Raw genomic sequence first — 15,345 nt, 5'->3', positions numbered from 1 at the left:
TTATCCGGGCCCTGGAAGGCGGCTCTCTCGGCTCTTCTCGGCCTTTCTCACTTCCACGCTGTCCTGACCGACGTCCGCACGATCTGGTTTGATCCGTCCGCCGTGAAGTAGACGTGCCGACTCATTCATGTTTCCAGAATGCGCGCTGTCACGTACCGCGTGATAGATGCCTTCTCACGCGGCTTTCGACAAGGTGGACCGGTCCCCGCTGGATGTGTGCCCGGCGGGTGTGGTGAGCGTGGTCGTGGTTGTGGTTCCGCCCGTGTCGTGGCGCGGCCACAGGAGGTGGGCGGTGATCGCTCCTGCCGCGGCCAGCGTCGCCAGGACGGACCACGTGAGGACGAAGCCCGCGTTCGTGCCGAGCCAGCCCGCGACGGGGTAGGTGACCAGCCAGGCCAGGTGCGACAGGGAGAACTGGGCGGCGAACGCCTCGGGGATCGCGCTCCGGGTGACGGAGGCGCGCAGGACCTTGCCGGTCGGCGTGATGATCAGTGCCATGCCGATGCCGATCACGGACCAGATGACCGCCGTGCCCGTCCACGTGGCGAGGTCGGTCGCGACGAGCGTCACCGCGGCGGTCGTGGCGCCGACGAGGACTCCGGCGCCCGTCATCATGACGGTGCGGGCGGCGATCCGGTCCAGGACGCGGGGGAGTGCGAGGGCGGCCAGGAGGGTTCCGGTGCCGGAGGCGGCGAGCATCCAGGCGACGTTCGACTGCGAGCCGCCGAGTTCGTCACGGACGTAGTTGACGGTGTTGACGACGACGATCGAACCCGCCGCCGCGACCACGAGGTTGAGCGCCATGATGCCGCGCAGCCGCGGCGTCCCGAGGAAGGTCCGGATGCCCGCCGTGGCCTTGGCCCACGCCTTGGTGTGGGTGCTGGGGCGGGCGTCGGGGACGCGTGTCGCCAGGACGAGCACGGCGGAGAGGAGGAATCCGGCGGAGGTGCCGAGGAACAGCCGGTCGAAGCTCATGAACGCCAGGGCGACGGCTGCCAGTACGGGGCTGAGCAGGCTCTCCATGGTGGAGGCGACCTGGGAGGCGGACAGGGCACGCGTGTAGGCGGACTCGTCGGTGACGATGTCGGGGATGACGGCCTGGAACGTCGGGGTGAACGCCGCGGACGCGGACTGGAGCAGGCCGATCAGGACGTAGATGTGCCAGACCTCGGTGACCAGCGGCAGCGCGAGGACCACCGCGCCACGGACCACGTCGAGGAAAACCAGGAAGGTTCTTCGGGGGAGCCGGTCGACGTACGCGGCGGCCAGTGGGGCGATGACCACGTACATGACCATCTTGATCGTCAGGGCGGTGCCGAGGACCATTCCGGCGTCCGGGCCCGCGAGGTCGTAGGCCAGCAGTCCGAGGGCCACGGTGGTCAGCCCCGTACCGAAGAGGGCGATCACCTGGGCGCCGAACAGGAAGCGGTAGTCGCGGATGGCGAAGAGACGCATGGCGGGTTCCTTCTACGTTCAGGCGGCGGGGCACGGCCCCGGGGTGGCGGCCGTGTCCCGCGCGGACAGGCGGAGTTGTCGCTACGCACCGGTGTCGCTCTCCGGTGTGAGACCGGCGAGGAGGTTGAAGGCGCCGGTGAGGACGTTGAGCGCGACGACGCCGACGACGTCGGCCAACGCCCGGTCGCTGTACCCGTGTTCGCGCAGCGCGGCGACCTGTTCGTCGGTGATCGAGGTCGGCTCGCGGTAGATCCGGAGGGCGAGGGCGATGACCGCCGCGATCGCGGGATCGTCCGAGGTGCCCGCGCGGGCACGCGCGATCTCCTCCTCGTCCACCCCCATGGCGCGGGCGGCGCCGACGTGCGCCTCGAGGCACAGTCCGCAGCCCTGCTGGGCCTGTACGGCTATCGAGATCCGTTCGCTGGTCTTCCGGTCGAGCTTGGCTCGCCCCATGGCGCGGCTGAGCTGGAGGTAGCCGCCCAGTACGGCGGGCGAGTGAGCCATCGTGGAGACCATGTCGCCGATGTGGCCGTGGCGGGAGGCGAGGTCGGCGAGGAGGTCGCGCGAGGCGCCGACCGCCGTGTCGGGCGTGAGCCGGGTCAGGCGGGGCATGACGCTCCTTTCGTGTGGTGGCGCGGTCAGTGGTGTGCGTGGTGGGTGTGGCTGCTGTGGGCGTGGTGGTTGTGCTCGGGGGCGGCGTCCGAGTGGGGAGCAGGCGCGGTGGTCCGCACCGTGAACTCGGCCGTCCGTACGACGCCCTCGTGCTGGAAGTCCAGGTACAGGCGGTAGGTGCCTGCTGAGGGTGCGACCGCCATGAAGGCGATCTCGGGGCCGGGCGCGGTGGCGCCGTCACCGGGCGCGCCTTCCGGGTGGACGTGGAGGTAGCCCAGGTCACCGACCCGCAGGGCCACCAAGTGCCCGTACGCGGCCAGGTAGGGCTGCAGGTCGGTGACGGGGCGGCCGTCCCTGCTGACGGTGAGGGTCAGTTCGCTCGCCAGGCCCGGCAGGAGTTCGCCGTCGAGCGCGACGGTGTACGCGCCGATCCGCGCGACCTTCGTGGCCTCGGGGAGCGGTCGCGGGTCGTACGGACCGGCGACGGCGGCGTCGATCCCCAACGTCATCGTCCCGCCGTGGCCGACCGGGTGGATGTCGGCGAAGAATCTCCAGTCCCCTGGCTCCAGGGCCAGTTCGACGCTCCAGGTGCCCTTCTCGTCCATCACCGGGTGCACGTGCTGGAACCCGGCCGTGTCGCGCCGAACGGCTATGAAGTGCAGCTTCTTCTCGTGCTCGGCCGCGAACTCGGTCACTGCGAGCCCGTCGGGGCCGATCACCCGGAAGCTGACAGGGCGCACGCCCGCGGCGAGGAGCGTCGAGTCGAGTTCGAGGGTGTATCCGTGCTCGGAGACCGCCAGGCCACCCGGCTGGGCTCCGCCGTGGCTGTTGTGGTTGCTGTGGCCATCGTGGCTGCTGTGGTCCTTCATGACATCTCCCAGGGTGTGATGCGTGCGTCAGTGGCGTGGTCCCGGTCGGGGCCACGTCGATGACTGTATACCCCTGGGGGGTATCTGTGAAGTGGTGATCAGGGGGCACACATGACTGATCCTCCGGTCCCGATGCGGGGCCGGAGGATCAGGTCGTGCGGGGCTACACCTGCTCGTGCTCCCCGGCCAGCTCCCCACTGAGCATCCGCGACAGGTCCTCGGGCGTCGGGTGGTCGAAGACCGCCGTGACCGGCAGCTCGACCCCGGTCACCGCGCTCAGCTCGTTGCGCAGCTGGAGCGCCATGAACGACGAGAAGCCCATGTCCAGGAACTGTTCGTCCGCGCCGACGCTGTCCAGCGCGCCCCGGTCAAGGACGGTCGACGTCCGCTCCCGCACCAGGCGGAGCAGCAGCCGCTGGCGGTCGCCCGCGGGCGACTTGGCGAGCAGCAGCCGCAGCGACTCCGGTTCGAGGGGCAGCGCGGGCAGCGCGCCCCCGGCGTCGGTGTCGGCGCGGACGTCGGCACCGCCGCCCGGCCCTTCGAGCTGCCCGGCCGCCGCGGGCAGCCGTCGCAGCAGGGGTGCCAGGGCGGAGGCGCCGAGCCTCGGGGCGAGCCGTGCCCAGTCGGCGTCCACGGTGATCAGCGCGGGCGCGTCGTACGTCACGGCCCTGGCCAGCGCCGCGACCACCAGCGGCAGATGCACCGGACGCACCCCCGGCTGCTCCTGCTCGTCGGTGCCGCCGTCCGTCCAGGGACCGATCGTCACGGACTTCGCGGGCAGACCGGCCGCGCGGCGCCGCTCGGCGAGGGCGTCCAGGAACGCGCCCGCCGCGAGGTCCACGGCCCGGCCCGGCGCGCCGGGGGCCGCGGTCGCGGGGGAGAGCAGGAACAGCGCGGGCACCTGGCCCGACGCGTCCGGCAGCGAGGCCAGTTCGTGCAGGGCGACGGCGGTCGCGGTCGCCGCGCCCACCACGCGCTCCGCCTCTGCCGGTGCGAGCTCCGCCAGCAGTCGGTCGCCCGCCGTGCCGCGCGCGTGCACCACGGACGTCAGTGGACGGTCGGCGGGCAGCCGGTCGCGGAGCGCGGTGAGCGCCGCGACGTCCGTGAGGTCGCAGGTGGCCACGGTCACCTCGATGCCCAGGGCGAGGAGTTCGGCCTCGGCCTCCACGGTCAGGGCCTGCCCGGAGCCGCCGGGCGACCGCACGAGCAGGACGTGCCGCGCCCCGCTGCGGGCGAGCCGCAGCGCGACCGAGAGCCCGAGGTCACCAGAGGCGCCAGGACCGCGCGCGCCCTCCTCGCCCGCGTCCACGGTGACGAGCACCGTGCCGTCGCCGCGCGGGCGCGGCGCGGCCCGCTCCTCGCCGAGCGGCGCGTGCAGCAGGCGCCGGGCGTGGCTGCCGCTGGCGCGCACCGCGAGCTGGTTCTCGCCGCCGTGCCCGGCGAGGGCGGCGGCCACGCGGCCCGCCGCGCGCTCGTCGAGCAGGCCGGGGAAGTCGATCAGACCGCCCCACCGCTCGGGGTGTTCGAGCGCCACGGCCTGTCCGATGCCCCACAGCCGCGCCGCCGCCGGGTCGCCCGCGTCGTCGGAGGCGTCCACGGACACGGCGCCACGGGTGCCGATCCACAGCCTGGCCGACGGCAGGGCGTACGTGACGTCGCGGACCAGTTCCAGGGTAGGGCCGACGCCGGTCAGGAGGGACAGCACGCCGTCGATGCCCCCGGGCCCGGCCTGCTCCACCGCCCGGGTCACCGTGTCCGCCACGGTGACCCGCGCCCCCGCCCCGCGCACCGCGTCGGCGGCCCACGTCGCGAGCGCGTCGTCCGCCGTTCCTTCGGGGCCCGTGACGATCAGCCAATGCCCGCTCAGCGCGGGCCCGTTGGCGTCCGTGAGGCCCTCCCAGCCGGTGCGGTACCACCAGCCGCCGCTGCGCCGGTACGCCGAAAGGCGCGGCAGGATCGCACGGAGCGCCGGGTGGTCCTCCGCGTCCAGCGCGAGCGCGTCGGTCAGCGAGTCGAGGTCGGATTCCGTGATCGCCGTCCAGAACGCGTCGTCGGCGGTGGCGCCGGACCCAGGAGTCCCGCCCGCGGCCGGTGCCTCCTCGACCTCGTCGAGCCAGTGACGGCGTCGCTGGAACGGGTAGGTGGGCAGGTCGACATGGTCCGAGGGGGCGCCGTCCAGGACGGTCGGCCAGTCCACGGCCGTGCCGTACGTGTGCAACTGCGCCACGGCCGCGAGCAGGCTCGGGGCCTCCGCCCTGTCGCGGCGCAGCGCGGGCACGAACACGGCCCGTTCCCCGGCGGGTTCGGCGGGCAGGGCGGTCTGCGCGAGCGGGGTGAGCACCGCGTCGGGGCCCAGCTCCAGGAAGATCCCCGCGTTGTTCTCCCGCAGTGCGCGGACGCCGTCGCCGAAGCGGACGGTGCCGCGCGCGTGCCGCACCCAGTACTCGGGGTCGGTGAGCACGCCGGGCCCCGCGATCTCCCCGGTCAGGTCGGAGACCACGGTCAGCGTCGGCTCGTGGTATTCGACCGACTCGGCGACGCGGCGGAACTCGGGCAGCATCGGGTCCATCAGCTGCGAGTGGAACGCGTGGCTGACCCGCAGCCGCTTGGTCTTGACGCCCTGCTTGCGCAGCAGGGTGGCGGCGCGGCGCAGTTCATCGGCGTCACCGGAGAGGACCGAGGCGTCGGGCCCGTTGACCGCGCCGACGGCGATCCCCTCGAACTTCTCCACGAGGTCGAGCAGCGCCTCCTCGGACGCCTGGACCGCCAGCATCGAGCCGCCCGGGGGGAGTTCGCGCATCAGCCGGCCGCGAGCCGTGATCAGCCGGGCGGTGTCGGCGAGCGAGAAGACCCCGGCCACGTGCGCGGCGGCGATCCCGCCGACCGAGTGCCCGATGAGCTGCCCGGGGCGGATGCCCCACTGTTCCACGAGCCGGTACAGGGAGACCTCGACGGCGAAGAGCGCGGGCTGCGTCCAGTCGGTGCGGTCGAGGAGCTCGGCCTCGGGGCTGCCGGGCGCCGCGAACAGCACGTCGCGCAGCGGCCGTTCGAGGTGCGGGTCGAGGGCCGCGCACGTCTCGTCGAGCGCCCGCGCGAACGCGGGCAGCTCCTCGTACAACTCACGCCCCATGCCGGGGCGTTGGGAGCCCTGGCCGGTGAACAGGACGGCGGGCCTCGCCGCGTCGCCGGGGCGGCGGACGCCTCGTACGACGTCGGGTGCGCTCTCCCCGGCGGCGAGCCGGGTCAGGGCGGCGCGCAGCGCGTCGGTGTCGCGGCCGACGACCGCGGCGCGGTGGTCGAAGGCGGTGCGCCCGGTGGCGAGCGCGCGGGCCACGGCCGCCGGGTGCGGATCGGGGCAGGCGTCGGCGCCGGTCCGCGCGGTGCCTTCGAGGAGGCGTGCCGCCTGGGCGCGCACCGCTTCGGCCGAGCGGCCCGAGAGGAGCCAGGGCAGCACGGCGGGCGCATCGGTTCCCTCGCCGCTCTGTTCGGCGGCCGCCTTGGGCGCGGGCGCCTCCTCCACGATGACGTGCGCGTTGGTGCCGCTGATCCCGAAGGAGGACACGGCGGCGCGGCGCGGCCGCTCGCCGTCGCGCTGCCAGGGCCTGGCAGCGGACAGGAGCTTGACGTTCCCCGCCGACCAGTCGACGTGGGGTGACGGCTGCTCGGAGTACAGGCTGCGCGGCAGGACGCCGTTGCGCATGGCCATCACCATCTTGATGATGCCGCCCACTCCCGCGGCCGCCTGGGTGTGCCCGATGTTCGACTTGAGGGAGCCCAGCCAGGCGGGCCGGTCCGCGGGGCGCCCGGGACCGTAGGTGGCGAGCAGGGCGCGCGCCTCGATCGGGTCGCCGAGCGTGGTGCCCGTGCCGTGGCCCTCGATGGCGTCGATCCGGTCGGCGGTGAGACCGCTGTCGGCGAGCGCCTGGCCGATCACCCGTTCCTGGGACGGGCCGTTGGGCGCGGTGAGGCCGTTGCTCGCGCCGTCCTGGTTGACGGCGGAACCGCGGACGACGGCGAGGACGGGATGGCCGAGCCGCTGCGCGTCCGAGAGCCGTTCGACGAGCAGGACGCCCGCGCCCTCGCTCCAGCCCGCCCCGTCGGCGGACGCCGAGAACGCCTTGCAGCGCCCGTCGGACGCGAGCCCGCGCTGGCGGCTGAACTCGACGAACACGCCCGGCGTCGACATCACGCTGACCCCGCCCACGAGCGCCAGCGAGCACTCGCCCGCGCGCAGCGCACGGATCGCCAGGTGCAGCGCGGTCAGGGACGAGGAGCAGGCGGTGTCGACGGAGACGGCGGGACCTTCCAGGCCCAGGGTGTACGAGATGCGGCCGGACGCCACACTGCCCGCGCTGCCGCTGCCGATGTACCCCTCGTAGCCGTCGGGGACGGGCCGCAGGCGGCTCGCGTAGTCGTTGTACATGACGCCCATGAACACACCGGTGCCGGTGCCGCGCAGGGTGGCGGGGTCGATCCCGGCCCGCTCGACCGCCTCCCAGGAGGTCTCCAGGAGCAGCCGCTGCTGCGGGTCGGTGGCCGCCGCCTCACGCGGGCTGAGGCCGAAGAAGGAGGCGTCGAAGTCGGCGGCGTCGTGCAGGAATCCGCCCTGCCGGGTGTACGTGGTGCCGACCGCGTCGGGATCGGGGTCGTACAGCTTCTCCACGTCCCAGCCGCGGTCGGTGGGGAAGGGGCCTATCGCGTCGGTGCCGTTCGCGACGAGGTCCCACAGCTCCTCGGGGCTGCGCACCCCGCCGGGGAAGCGGCAGGCCATGCCGGTGATCGCGATCGGCTCCCGGCCCCGCTCCTGCACCTCGCCGAGCCTGCGGCGGGTCTCGTGCAGATCGACCGTCACCCGCTGCAGATAGGCGACGAGCTTGGCCTCGTTGTCGGTGTCGGCCGTGGTGGCCCTGCCTGCGGTGTTGCCCGTCACGGGCGCTCAACTCCTTTGCCGGGGCGGGCGGCGAGCAGCCTGCTGAGAAGCCCGGTCACCGCCCCGCTGTGTTCCCTGGTGAAGAAATGGCCGCCGGGCATCTCGTGCACCCGGCAGCCTGCGGTGGTGTAGCGGGCCCACGCGGCGGCCCCCTCCGGGGTGAGGAGGGGGTCGCGGGAGCCGGTGAGCACGTGGATCGGGCAGGGCAGCGGCACGCTGTCGCGCGCCAGGCCGGCGGAGTCGCCGCCGAGCAGCAGATCGGCGCGGAGCAGCGCCGCGGCCTTCGCCAGCCACTGCGGATAGCGCAGGACGAGGTCGGGCACCCCGCCGACCTCGATCATCCACTGGACGAGTTCCGTGTCCGACGCGCCCCGCACCGCCGCCACCGGCCGCTCCAGGTGCGGGGCGGACATCGCGCCCACCGCGAGCAGCTCCGGTGTCCGCGCGCCCCTGCGGTGCCTGTGGTCGGCGAGTGCGTGCGCGATCAGACCGCCCATGCTGTGCCCGTAGAAGGCGTGCGGCAGGTCGAGCAGCGGGCCGAGCCCGGCGTCGAGACCGGCGACGAGCTCGGCCGCGTCGCGGTGTGCGGGGTGGTCGGACAGGTGCTCGCGCCCCGGCAGCTGCACGGGCACGACCGCGACGTCGTCGGCGTGGAACGCCCGCTGCCAGCCCGCGAAGAGGGACGCGGCCCCGCCCGCGTGGTGGAAGCAGAGCAGCCGGATCCGGGCCGAGCCCGGGTCCGGCTGTCGCGGCAGCAGGTACGCGGTGCCTTCGGGGGCGTATCCCGCGCGGGCGGTCATGCCGCCGCCGTCACCACGCGGTAGATGTCCGCCAGGCTCCCCGACTCGAGCACCTCGGGCAGGGAGACCCTGCGGCCCGTCTCGCGTTCGAGCGCGGTGAGCAGCACGAGCAGTTGGAGGGAGTCCCAGCCGGGCAGTTGGTCGAAGCCGGTGGCCGCGTCGTCGGTGGTGACCGGCAGCCCGGTCTCGTCCCCCACAAGATCGACGAACTCGTCAATGGTCATCACGGTCGGTTCCCTTCGGGGTCCTCGATGGACGGGGCGTCGGATCGGGTGATTGCTCGGGTGAGCCGGACGTGCGCGGGCGGTCCGGCGATCTCGGCCAGGTCGTGGCGGAAGAGGAGCACGTCCTCGGAGGCGTCCGCGGAAGCACCCTCGGCGTCGTCTCCGGCCCGCGCCACGAAGCCGTTGCGCGGGTAGAAGTCGCGGACCTTGCGGTTCTTGGCGGAGGCCCGGTACTCGGCGACGACCTCCCGCGCGCCGTGGTCACGGGCGTGTTCGAGCACCGCGCTCAGGCAGGTCTGCTCGATGCCACGGGAGAACACCCGGCAGCTGAGCAGGAAGTTGTCGATGCGCCACACGGGCCCGTCGGCGGCGACGAGGACCGCCCCGACCACGCCGTTGTCACCGAACCTGTCGCTGGAGCGGATGGTGAGCACATGGGCGTCGGGGGAGTCCGCGAGCGCCTCGACGTCGCCCTGCTGGAGCCGCCGCGTGGTGAGGTTGAACTGGTTGGTGCGCAGGGTGATCTGGGAGACCCTGGCCAGGTCGGCCGGGCGCGCGGCGGCCAGCTCGACGCTGACCTCCAGCTCGCGCAGATAGTCCTCCAGCGAGGAGAAGCTGTCCAGGAAGTCCTTGCGGACCAGCTCCTCGCGGTAGCGCTCGGGGCGCTTGAGGTCGTCCGTGGTGACGTCGGGGACCGCGAACCAGTCGTCCGCGAGGACGCGCTCCACGTGCAGGGCGGGGTCGTCGTCCAGGTGCAGGACGGTGACCTCGGGCAGCTCCCTGCGCACCAGACCGCATTCGTACGCGCTGTCGTCGGCGAACACGAAGCTGTCGATGCCCAGGTTGAGATCGGCGGCGAGCGCGCGCAGGTTCTCGTGCTTGGGCGCCCAGTTGGCGACGACGCGCACGAAGTCGTCCTCGCGCAGCGTCATGTCGGGGTGCTCGCGCAGGACCTGCGTCACGGGCTCGATGTCGTTCTTGCTGACCGCGGCGAGCAGCACGCCCTGCGCGGCGAGCTGCTTGGCCGTCCGTTGCAGGGCGCGGAACGCCTCGCCCCGGTAGCTGCCCGCGACCTCGATGCCCTCGATCCCGTCGTCGCCGAGGATCCCGCCCCAGGTGGTGTTGTCCAGGTCGAGGACGAGGGCCTTCTTGGCCCGGCCCGTCAACCCGCGCGCCAGATGGGCCAGTTCGCGTGCGTAGCGTGCGGTGATCTCGGGGGAGAACTGGGTCTTGGCGTAGGTGCCGAGGCGCGCGTCGCGCAGCGGGAGCCCGGTGGAGAGCAGCGGCTCCAGGTCCAGGACCGCGAGCGAGGGCTGGTCGGCGGCCAGGCGCAGCAGGCGCGCGTTGGCCTCGCGCCACACGGCGCCGAGCAGCGCGCGGTCGCGGTGCCCGACGAGTTCGGCGGCCCGCTCGCGCGGCAGCGGCAGGGTGTTGAGCACCAGCGTGCCGCGCCCGACGGAGGCGAAGGTCGCGGCGAGCTTGGCGAGCAGTTCGACCTTGCCCGCGAAGACGCGTTCGACGTCGTCGGGACGCCACTGGACGGGCACCTCGTCGAAGACGACGCTGGCGTCGAGGGCGCAGACCACCAGGTCGGCTCCGGCCGCGTACAGCTCGCTGCCGGGGTCGGAGAGGTCGAAGACGTAGGAGTTGAAGTCGGCGACGTGCGGCCGCAACAGGAGCCCGTGCCGGGCGAGTTCGGCCGTCATGGGCGCGACGAGCCCGGACACGACGCTGTTGCCGGTCACGGCCACGGACACCACGGGCGTGCCCGGGTGCTCGCGCAGCACGTCGTCCGGGTCGGTACGGGCCAGCAGCTGCCCCGCGCGGCGCAGCCCGGCATCACCCGCCTCGGCGAGCAAGGCGCGCACCCGCGGGTACGCGGCGGCGACGCGGCCCTGCCGGTGCAGCTCGGACAGTTCCTCGGACATGCGGGTCAGAGCCTTTCGAGGGCGTAGCCGGAGGTGATCCACTTGCTGGACTCGATCGCGATGCCGATGGCCCGGTCGCCGGGCCCCATCTCGGCCACCGCGCGCTCCAGTTGGAGGTAGGGCAGGCCGTTGCCGGTGTTGCCGGTGTCGGCGACGCAGCTGATCTCGCGCAGGGGCAGGTCGCCGAGCCGTTCCATGATCGTCCGGGTCATCTTCCCGGAGAGCTGGGGCGGCAGCAGATGGGTGAGGTCGGCGCGGTCCCAGTCCAGTTCGTCCAGGAGCTCGTCGAGGATCTCGGCGGCCATCTCGGGCACGTGCTCCTCGATGGCCTTGTAGTCCTCCACCGCGAACGGCCTGCCGTCCTGGTCGGTGGCGCCGAACCATTCGAGGGCCTGCCCCGGGGCCCGCCCCAGACCGGTGAACCGGCTGACGGGGGAGCGCAGCAGGGTCGCGCCGGGCGTCGGCTCGGTGCTGAGCACGACCGCGCCCGCGCCGTCCCCGAACAGCACCATGTTCACCAGCTCGCCCGGCGGCAGCGCGTTGAGGTCGGTCTTGGGGTCGAAGAACCGTGCGCAGAGGTCGCCGCCGATGACGAGCGCCGTGCGGTGGCCGCCCGCGAGCAGCAGCAGCCGCCCGAGCTCGATGGCCTGCACGGCGCCCGAGCAGCCCGACTGCACCTGATAGGTGGGGATGTTGTTGATGCCGAGCCGGTCCGCGACGATGTTCGCCGTGGTCGGCATGAGCTGGTCGGGCGTCGCGGTGTTGAGCACCACCACGTCGATGTCGATGGGGTCGAGCCCGGCCCGCTCGAGGGCCTGGCGCGCCGCGCTCTCGCCGAGATCGGCCAGCGAGTGGCTGACCTGCCCGGACTCCAGGTCGACGGCGAGGTGCCGGGTGCGGGTGCCGACGAACGCGTCGATCCACTGCTCCCAGATGTCGCCCATGCCGAAGTGCCCGGCCAGCGTCGCGTTGTCCACCGGAGGACCGGGGAGCGCGGTGCCGACCGAGAGGATGTGTATGTCTGCGACGTCCATCCTGTCGCCTCTCTCAGGGGTGGTGTACGGGGGAGGTGGTCATGCCGACGCGGGGTCGGCGAGCATCTTGATCAGGGACTCGACGGTCCACTGCATGGTCTGCTCGACGTGCGCGGGCGAGGCGTGGACGTCGTCGAACTCGTTGAGGCTCAGCCCGCGCACGTGCTTCTTCAGCGCGTCGACGTCACCGGCGGGGATGATCTCGTCGCGCAGGCTCGCGGTGTAGGCGACCGGGATCTCCAGGCCGGACAGCTCCGCGTCGGTCAGCGCCCAGGCGCGCAGCACCTCGTGCAGCCGCCCGGGCGCGGCGCCGGTCAGCCGGACGAGGGTGTCCACCGTGATCCGGGGCAACTGCCCCTGCCACGCGGCGTCCGTGAAGAAGTCGCTGACGGGCGCGCCGGTCGTGACGATGCCGCGCAGCCGTTCGTCCCGGGTCGCGGCGCGCAGCGCCAGGTGCCCGCTGAAGCTGTTGGCCACGGCGTACGTCCGGGAGACGTCGGCCCGGTCGGCGACCGCGTCGAGCAGGGCGGGCAGCATCCGCCAGCCGTCCACGTCGTACGGCAGCGTGTTCCCGCCCACGCCGGGCAGTTCGGTCACCACCATGGCCATGCCGAGCAGTTCGGCCTGGAGCAGGATCGGCGCCCACTGCTCCTTGGTGCTCACGATGCCGCCCATCACGACGAGCAGCGGCTTGCTCGCCGCGGTGTCGAGACCGCTGGCCCACGCCGTGAACTCGCCGCCCGCCAGGGCGACATGGACCGGCTCGACATCCTTCTGCGACTGCCGCCACCGCTCGAAGACGGCGAGCCGAGCCGCCTCGGCGTCCTGGCGCGCGGGCCCGTCCACGAAGGGGAACCTGGCCATGTTGTGGCAGAGGAACGCGAGCAGCAGCTGACTGTCGTCGCCTTGCAGCCGCTCGGCGGCCGCCGACCACTCGTGCGCCCAGGAGCCCGGCCCCCGACCGTCGTGACTCACCCGCTCCAGAACGCCCTCGTACAGCTCCTGCGGCAGGTTCTGGGCCTTGGCGTGGACGGTGATGAACTGCTTGAGTTCCGCGATGTCGTTCATGATCCTTCTCCCCCTGTGGGCTTGTAGCCCTCGAGCCCGTCCTTGATCTCGCCGAGCACGTCCGCGGCCTCCGCACCGTCGATCACGCGGTGGTCGAAGGTGAGGCTGAGGCGCATGACGGGGGCGACGACCACCGCGCCGTCCCGCACCACGGGCCGATCGGCGATGCGCCCCACGCCGAGCGTCACGGTGGTGCCGCCGACCGAGTGGAATCCGTCCACGGGCCGGTGGCCGAGCGAGGACACCGAGAAGGTGCCGAGCCGCTCCGCCCGTGCCGAGAGCGGGCCCACCGTGCGCCGGAAGAGCCGCCCGCCGAGCCAGCGCGGCACCTTGTGCAGCGCGCGCACCCCGGCGAACTCGGGCATCGTGTCGGCGTCCGCGTCCCGGTAGTGGTTCACCTGACGCTGGATCTCGTCCAGGTCGGCGCGTTCGAGGCCGGGGAAGACCGTGGAGAGCACCACGCGCCGCCCGGCCAGCGTCGCGTCGAGCGCGAGCTTGCCGTTGACCGACGCGTACTCGGCGACCCTCGGCCGGAACCGGCCGTGCAGGGCCGCGTTCGCGTGCGGATGCTCCTTGAGCACCCGCGCGGCGGTGTGCAGCACGTAGGTCACCACGGAGTAGCGCCCCGCCTCGGTGGCCGTGGCCGCGCGGTGCGCGAGCACCCCGTCCATCTCGACGTCGGTGTCCAGGTGGACGGGCGAGAACGACCGGATGCCGGCCAGGAAGTAGAGCGTGTGCAGGCGCTCCCGCGCCGGTGGGGACGGACGGACGTTCGGAGTGTTCACGGAGAGGATTCCTCCCAGGCTCCCGTGGCGGCGGGCGCCTCTGGCCCGGGCCGGTCTCCAGGAGTCTGGGGAGGATCTCTAAAGCTGACCTAAGTGAGTGCTTAGCGCCCGGGGACCGGTGGCTCGGCGCCCCCGACCCGGCCGGACCCCTGTGAGCCAGGCCACAGGCGCTCACTCACCTGGCCGACGATCAGGCGTGGCACACTGGCCTCGTACCAGAAGCAGCGCACTCCGGGGTCGGTGTAATTCCGAACCGGCGGTTACAGTCCGCGACCCGATCGCCTCCAGCGACCGGTTGACCAGGTGAAATTCCTGGACCGACGGTGAAAGTCCGGATGGGAGGCAGTGCGCGGCGGGCGGGCATCCGTGCACGCCGTCGTAGTGGCTCGTTCCTGGCTTTCCCAGGGACGGTTCTCGGGATTTCCCGGGGACAGGTGTCATTCCGGCGCAGGCGTCGCTCCCGGTGTGCTCGTCCGTACGTTCTGTCGTCATCGACAGGCCCCGGAGTCCGTGCCCGAAGAGGCAGGAGGACCCGGTGGCCACCGCCGTAACCGAAGCAGCCGCCTTGCGGCGCGCGCTCGCGCTCGCAGCGCTCGGTATCGGAACCACGAGCCCCAATCCGGTCGTCGGCTGCGTCGTCCTCGACGCCGCGGGCGAGACCGTCGGCGAGGGCTGGCACCAGCGCGCGGGCGGCCCGCACGCCGAGGTGCACGCCCTGCGCGCGGCCGGTGAGCGGGCCCGCGGCGGCACCGCCCTCGTCACTCTCGAACCCTGCAACCACACCGGCCGCACGGGCCCCTGCGCGCAGGCCCTCATCGACGCCGGGATCGCCCGCGTCGTGTTCGCGGTCGGCGACCCCAACCCCACCGCGACCGGCGGCGCGCACACCCTGCGCGCGGCGGGGATCGACGTGGAGCAGGGCCTCCTGGAGGCCGAGGCCGCCGAGGGGAACGCCGCCTGGCTGACCTCCGTGCGGCTCGGCCGCCCCCACGTCACCTGGAAGTACGCCGCCACCCTCGACGGCCGCAGCGCCGCGGCCGACGGCACGAGCCGCTGGATCACCTCCGCCGAGTCCCGCGCCGACGTCCACCGGCTGCGCGCCGAGTGCGACGCGGTCGTGGTCGGCTCGGGCACCCAGCGCGCCGACGACCCGCACCTCGCCGTACGCGGCATCGAGGGCGCGACCCAGCCGCTGCGCGTCGTCCTCGACACGAACGGCACCGCCGTCACGCCCGGCGCCCGCGTCCTGGACGACGCGGCGCCGACACTGATCGCCGTCGCCGATGACGTCACCCCCGCGTACGAAGCCGTGGCGTACGAAGCCGTGGAGACCGTCCGACTGCCGCGCGCGGAGGGCGGGTTGGACATCCCGGCCCTCCTCGACGTGCTGCACGCGCGCGGGGTGCGCTCCGTGCTCCTGGAAGGCGGCCCGACGCTCGCCGGTGCCTTCGTCGCCGCGGGCGCCGTCGACCGCGTCATCGGCTATCTCGCCCCCGTCCTGCTCGGCGCGGGCACCGCCGCCCTGACCGGCGGCGGAATCACCACCCTCACCGAAGCGTTGCGGCTCGACATGAGCGAGACCGTGCGCATCGGCCCCGACCTGCGCATCACCGCGACCCTCGTAGCGAAGGAGCACTGAC

10 protein-coding genes, 1 pseudogene and 1 riboswitch are annotated in these 15,345 nt (G+C 73.1%); of the genes and pseudogenes, 1 reads left to right on the top strand and 10 read right to left on the bottom strand.

Annotated elements, in window-relative coordinates:
* Positions 1–174: 174 nt before the first annotated feature.
* The 10 genes and pseudogenes from KY5_RS06035 to KY5_RS05990 form a co-directional block, all read right to left on the bottom strand.
* A complete protein-coding gene (locus tag KY5_RS06035; protein WP_098241230.1) occupies positions 175–1,455 on the bottom strand; it encodes an MFS transporter in 1,281 nt (426 codons plus the stop codon).
* An 81-nt stretch (positions 1,456–1,536) separates the two neighbouring features.
* On the bottom strand, positions 1,537–2,067 hold the full coding sequence (locus tag KY5_RS06030; RefSeq protein ID WP_098241229.1) for a carboxymuconolactone decarboxylase family protein: 531 nt from the start codon (positions 2,065–2,067) through the stop codon (positions 1,537–1,539).
* A 26-nt stretch (positions 2,068–2,093) separates the two neighbouring features.
* Positions 2,094–2,936: a hypothetical protein gene (locus KY5_RS06025; RefSeq protein WP_098241228.1), complete on the bottom strand. Its 843-nt coding sequence runs from the start codon at positions 2,934–2,936 to the stop codon at positions 2,094–2,096.
* Between the two features lie 163 nt (positions 2,937–3,099).
* A pseudogene (locus tag KY5_RS06020) lies at positions 3,100–7,821 on the bottom strand (type I polyketide synthase); the annotation flags it as partial.
* 41 nt (positions 7,822–7,862) lie between these two features.
* Positions 7,863–8,666, bottom strand: coding sequence for a thioesterase II family protein (locus KY5_RS06015; protein WP_098241226.1), 804 nt, complete (start codon positions 8,664–8,666; stop codon positions 7,863–7,865).
* Positions 8,663–8,890 (bottom strand): phosphopantetheine-binding protein, encoded by a 228-nt coding sequence (locus KY5_RS06010; protein ID WP_234362626.1) that lies wholly within the window; start codon positions 8,888–8,890, stop codon positions 8,663–8,665. Before KY5_RS06010 ends, KY5_RS06015 begins: the two co-directional genes overlap by 4 nt.
* Positions 8,890–10,818 carry an HAD-IIIC family phosphatase gene (locus tag KY5_RS06005; protein WP_098241224.1) on the bottom strand — a complete coding sequence of 643 codons (1,929 nt, stop codon included), beginning with the start codon at positions 10,816–10,818 and terminating at the stop codon, positions 8,890–8,892. Before KY5_RS06005 ends, KY5_RS06010 begins: the two co-directional genes overlap by 1 nt.
* A gap of 5 nt (positions 10,819–10,823) precedes the next feature.
* Positions 10,824–11,852 (bottom strand): 3-oxoacyl-ACP synthase III family protein, encoded by a 1,029-nt coding sequence (locus KY5_RS06000; protein ID WP_098241223.1) that lies wholly within the window; start codon positions 11,850–11,852, stop codon positions 10,824–10,826.
* A gap of 39 nt (positions 11,853–11,891) precedes the next feature.
* Entirely contained in the window at positions 11,892–12,920 is a 1,029-nt protein-coding gene (locus KY5_RS05995) for an alpha/beta fold hydrolase (protein WP_098241222.1), read from the bottom strand.
* Positions 12,917–13,705 (bottom strand): 2-oxo acid dehydrogenase subunit E2, encoded by a 789-nt coding sequence (locus tag KY5_RS05990; protein ID WP_234362625.1) that lies wholly within the window; start codon positions 13,703–13,705, stop codon positions 12,917–12,919. The genes KY5_RS05995 and KY5_RS05990 overlap by 4 nt, the downstream gene beginning before the upstream one ends.
* A gap of 222 nt (positions 13,706–13,927) precedes the next feature.
* Positions 13,928–14,058: riboswitch (FMN riboswitch) on the top strand.
* A 182-nt stretch (positions 14,059–14,240) separates the two neighbouring features.
* Between KY5_RS05990 and ribD the strand changes: the two genes are divergently transcribed.
* On the top strand, positions 14,241–15,344 hold the full coding sequence (gene ribD / locus KY5_RS05985) for a bifunctional diaminohydroxyphosphoribosylaminopyrimidine deaminase/5-amino-6-(5-phosphoribosylamino)uracil reductase RibD (protein ID WP_098241221.1): 1,104 nt from the start codon (positions 14,241–14,243) through the stop codon (positions 15,342–15,344).
* Position 15,345 lies beyond the last annotated feature (1 nt).

It is taken from the genome of Streptomyces formicae (genome assembly GCF_002556545.1).
GTDB lineage: Bacteria > Actinomycetota > Actinomycetes > Streptomycetales > Streptomycetaceae > Streptomyces > Streptomyces formicae_A.
This window is presented reverse-complemented; position numbering and strand designations above follow the sequence as displayed.